At 54.8% G+C, this 3,756-nt stretch carries 3 protein-coding genes; all 3 read right to left on the bottom strand.

Features of this window, described 5'->3' with window-relative positions; all coding sequences use genetic code 11:
• Positions 1-184: 184 nt before the first annotated feature.
• Entirely contained in the window at positions 185-904 is a 720-nt protein-coding gene (locus ACKI3C_RS08675) for a GIN domain-containing protein (RefSeq protein ID WP_407404083.1), read from the bottom strand.
• Between the two features lie 24 nt (positions 905-928).
• Positions 929-1,936, bottom strand: coding sequence for a tRNA dihydrouridine synthase DusB (gene dusB, locus ACKI3C_RS08670; RefSeq protein WP_407404081.1), 1,008 nt, complete (start codon positions 1,934-1,936; stop codon positions 929-931).
• Positions 1,937-2,062: 126 nt separating this feature from the next.
• Complete coding sequence (locus tag ACKI3C_RS08665) at positions 2,063-3,511, bottom strand: phosphatase PAP2 family protein (RefSeq protein WP_407404079.1); 1,449 nt, start codon at positions 3,509-3,511, stop codon at positions 2,063-2,065.
• Positions 3,512-3,756: the final 245 nt, after the last annotated feature.

The raw sequence follows: 3,756 nt of genomic DNA, 5'->3' as shown, positions 1-3,756 counted from the left end.
GTTTCACTCCCTTCGGTGGGGGTTATGTGCCCAAAGCAAGCTTTGTGCGTGTCGGCTTTCAGCCTCTAATTGTTAATATATTTTCAATGAAAAAAATCCGTGAAATCAGTGAGATCCGCGCGGGGAGTTCCGTTGGTGAATGGTTACGCCCCCAGTAAAGGTTTCGCATTTTTTTGCGGCAGACTCATTTTTTCTCGTCTCCGAGCAGTCCTAGCTTGATGCCCCTCAAGAGCTTGGCTTTGGAAACCTTGGCAGGTAGCTTCTTGCAGAGCACATTGGCACCTCCGGCTCCTTTCAGCTTGAGTTCGTTGGTCACGTCACATCTCACCACTCCTCTGCCGGTGTAACGCACATCGGCATTGCGGGCCTCGAGTTCCTGCACATTGAGGTCGCCAGTGCCCAGTCCTCTCACCACCAGCAGGTCGCACTTGCCGCTGGCATAGATGTCGCCCCAGCCGGTCTTGATCCTCACTGTGAGTTTTTCCACGTCCACTTCTTCCAGCTTGGTGTCGCCGTTGCGCGAGCTCACGGCGGTAAACTCCTTGACACCCTTGGGAACAAAAACCGTCACGGTGCTGTCGGCATTGTTCTCGGCAAATACCAGCGTGCTGGAATATACTGTGAGCAAGGGAGTTTGGTCCTTGCCCATCATGTCCTCTGCCACCTGGATTGTGAGTTTCTTTTTACTAGTCTTGAAAATCAAGTTGTTGGCAACCTTCTTTGTGGCCTTGAACTGCACATGGCCTGCGAGCGTTGTGCTGGGCTTATACACAACATCAATGTTATTGTCAACGACTAATTGTGTGAAATCACCCACATTGATGTCAAAATCCTCAACCTGCGCTACGGCGTTGAGCGATGTGAGCATGACCAGTGTCATTACTACTAAACTTAGTTTCTTCATAATATGTTTTTTTTGTATGTGTTATTATCCTAATTTTATTCTCAAGTCTTCATTGGGCAAGATGTCGCGCTCCACGTGGTCGAGGATGGCAACCAGCTCGTCGCGTGTAGAGGCTTGGAGCATGGCGATGCGTGTGGGACGGAAGTCCTTGATTCCTTTGAACAGTGGTGTTGCAGCGAGGTGGCGGCGTATGTGAAGGATGCCGCGGTACTCGTCGATGCGGTCGATGCTCTCATCAATCTGGCGTCGCACCAGGGTCATCTTCTCGCTGTCGCTGATCACGGGCATCTCGCCTGTGGCCATGTAGTGCTTCATCTCGCGGAATATCCACGGGGCGCCTATCGAGGCACGGCCCACCATGATGCCGTCCACGCCATAGCGGTTGAAGTACTCGACCAGTTTTTGCGGTGATGTGATGTCGCCGTTGCCTATGATGGGAATCGTCATGCGCGGGTTATTCTTCACCTCGCCTATGAGGGTCCAGTCGGCATCGCCGTTATAGAGCTGCGAGCGTGTGCGGCCGTGGATCGAGAGTGCCTGGATGCCGCAGTCTTGCAGCTGCTCGGCAAGGTCCACGATGATTTTGCTGTTGTGATCCCATCCCAGGCGGGTCTTTACCGTGACGGGGAGTTTCACCGCCTTCACCACCTCGCGGGTGATCTCGAGCAGCAGCGGGATGTTGCGAAGCATACCAGCTCCAGCGCCTTTGCCTGCAACTTTCTTCACGGGGCAGCCAAAGTTGATGTCGATAACCTCGGGCTGTGCTTGCTCGGCGATGCGTGCGGCCTCGACCATCGAATCCACGTCGCGGCCATAAATCTGGATAGCAGCAGGACGCTCGCCAGGAGCGATGTTGAGCTTGCGCACGGTGCTGTTGATGTTGCGCACCAGGGCCTCGGCGCTCACAAACTCGGTGTAAACCATATCGGCGCCTTGCTCTCGACATATCTTCCTGAACGACAAGTCGGTCACGTCCTCCATCGGGGCGAGCATGACCGGACGGTCTCCTAAATCTATATTGCCTATCTTCATTATAACTGCAAAAGTAATAATTTTTTACGAAAGACGAAAAAAAACAGTAAAATGCCATCAAAGGGACAGTCCCCGTGATGGCATTTTTGTCTGGAAAAGACCACAGATTGAATTTGAATGTGGCTGCTACCTGGCAAGTTGCAGCTGCAATGCCACGCCGGTGGTGACGGTGCCCAGTGTGTGGCGCGACGACGCTGTTGCCGTGGCTGCGGGCGGTGCCGATTGCGACAGCACTGGCGCAAGTTGTGTTTCGCGCTCGTAGGTGGCGTCGTAGCTGAACCGTGTGTGGTTGTAGTCGATGAAAAACTTGCATGCCATGCCGTTGTGCGTGAGCATGGTGAGGTTCAAGCCTGCGGTGCATGCCAGCGAGGTCGACGGTTTGAGCGTGAGGCGTTCGCGGGCAATAGACGCGTTGCCGTCCACATTCACGCCTTCGCTAGCGTCAAGACAGCATGAGCTCGCCATGCGCACACCGGCTAGTGCCTTTGCTCCCAGGGCGAAACGGTGGTTCAGCGCTATCGAGCCATACACGCCTGCCGTGGCGGTGTAGCTGGTCAGGTTGTCAACCGTCTGCATCATGCCATGCCCGGGCAGCATCGAGAGCGACTGCTTGCCGCCGGAAAGCATCTCCACCGAGTAGATGTTGAGCCCGTCGGCTCGCACTGGCATCTCGCATAGCGACACTTGCGCACCCACACCCACATTGCGGTGCAGGAACCATGCGCCCTCGATGCTCACCGTGGTGGCGGAGCCTAGGCGAAGCGTGGGGTGGAGTAGGTTTGCCTTGTCAAATCCTATTTCAACCGGGGCCGAGTGGGCGGCGTCGAGCAGAGACTGGTCAATGTCGATGCCTGCCAGCGGGATAGACGTGCCCAGGCTGGCCGAGAAAAACGACGGGTCCTGGCGCCAGTCGGCATCGTAGTCATGGGGGTATGTCTTTGTGCCTTTGTCCTTGAAAATAAGGTCGGTGATGAGGTATCCCAGGTCGGTGCTGATGATGCCTATTCCCGCGCCCACCAGTATGTCGCTGGCCCAGTGACGGTTGTTGTGGGCGCGCAAGATGCCGGTGGCTGCGGCTGCCGAGTAGGCGCCCACCGAGTACCACGGGCTGCGGGTAAGGCCATATTCCTTGTGCATGATAGTTGCTGCGGCAAATGCCGTGGCAGTGTGTCCCGAGGGAAACGAGTTGTTTGCCGAGCCGTTGGGACGCATCTCATTCACAGTGTGCTTCAACCCCTGGCTCAATCCGGCCATGATGCCCATCGACAGAGCGTTGCTCACTGCCAGCCGTTTCCAGTCGCTGCGTCCTTCCACCCCACAGGCTTTGAGCCCCCAGGTGGCTACAAGCGGGGAGAATTGCAGCACGTCGTCGAGACGGTTGTGCGACTTCGTCCCGCCGTCGGCAGGGACAGAGCGCTCGGCCCCATTGGCAGCCATTGCAACAACTCCTGCCCCAACCAGGGGAATCGGAGAAATCTGCAACTCGTGCCGCGGGTGGCAAATACTATCAGATGCCTGCGCCACCGCCACAACCGGCAACACAAGCAACAGGAAAAACACTGATAATGACTTCATAATCCTCATGTCTTAAAATCTCACTGCAAAGATACAAGTTTTCTTCGGTTATAACAAACTAGTTTCTTCTATCTACCACAATGGCACAGAGGTCACAGAGATTTTTTGCAGACTCCCCGCGCAGATCTCACAGAACACACGAAAAAAAATATCAGCAGATTGCAGATTAAACTGAAAAATAACAGTTTTTTATATTTTCAGCTTATTTTCAGTGTATTTCAAGCGCAGCGCCACCACCTAAATAC

Source organism: Sodaliphilus sp. (genome assembly GCF_045598405.1).
GTDB lineage: Bacteria > Bacteroidota > Bacteroidia > Bacteroidales > Muribaculaceae > Sodaliphilus > Sodaliphilus limicaballi.
This window is presented reverse-complemented; position numbering and strand designations above follow the sequence as displayed.